General features: G+C 40.4%; 2 protein-coding genes. Both read left to right on the top strand.

Annotation, left to right across the window (positions count from 1 at the left end):
• Positions 1-215: Uma2 family endonuclease (locus JUI58_RS00305; RefSeq protein WP_204101763.1), on the top strand; the 215-nt coding region annotated here is incomplete at its 5' end.
• A 44-nt stretch (positions 216-259) separates the two neighbouring features.
• Positions 260-722 (top strand): Uma2 family endonuclease (locus JUI58_RS00310; protein ID WP_204101764.1); only part of this gene is annotated, 463 nt, incomplete at its 3' end.

Below are 722 nucleotides of genomic sequence, written 5' to 3' on the forward strand. Positions count from 1 at the left end.
AAAAATTTGCGGCTTATCGATCGCTTCCCAGTTTCTGCGAATATCTTCTCATTGATCAGTATAGTTTCCATGTAGAACAGTACAGCAAAACCGAGGCTGGGAAATGGTTGTTTTGCGAGTACGATGGGGAAAATGCCAGTTTATCTTTAACTACGATTGAATTGGCGATCGCCCTGGCCGATCTTTACGATAAAGTGAATTGGGATGCTCCTTAAAAATGAAATTTAAAAATCGCTCTAATATATAGCGAATAACTATTATGACTCAAGCGATCGCACCTCCCACTATTACTCCGAAAGAATATCTGGATCGAGAAATTCAAAGCGAAAACCGCAATGAATACATCAATGGAGAAATCATCCCCATGACTGGTGGAACACCGAATCATAACCAAATTGCGGGTAATCTATACGCAACCTTGAATTTTGCTTTTAAACGCCAACCCTATCAAGTTTTTTTCGCCGACCAACGCTTGTGGATCGGCGATCGTCAAATCTACACTTATCCCGATATTGCGATCGTCAAAGGCGAACTTATCTACCAAGAAGGACGCAAAGATACGATTATTAACCCTTGTTTAATTGCAGAAGTCCTTTCTAAATCCACTCGCAGTTATGATAAAGATGAAAAATTTGCGGCTTATCGATCGCTTCCCAGTTTCTGCGAATATCTTCTCATTGATCAGTATAGTTTCCATGTAGAACAGTACAGCAAAACCGAGG

The sequence above is a fragment of the Spirulina sp. CCY15215 genome, assembly GCF_016888125.1.
Lineage (GTDB): Bacteria > Cyanobacteriota > Cyanobacteriia > Cyanobacteriales > Spirulinaceae > CCY15215.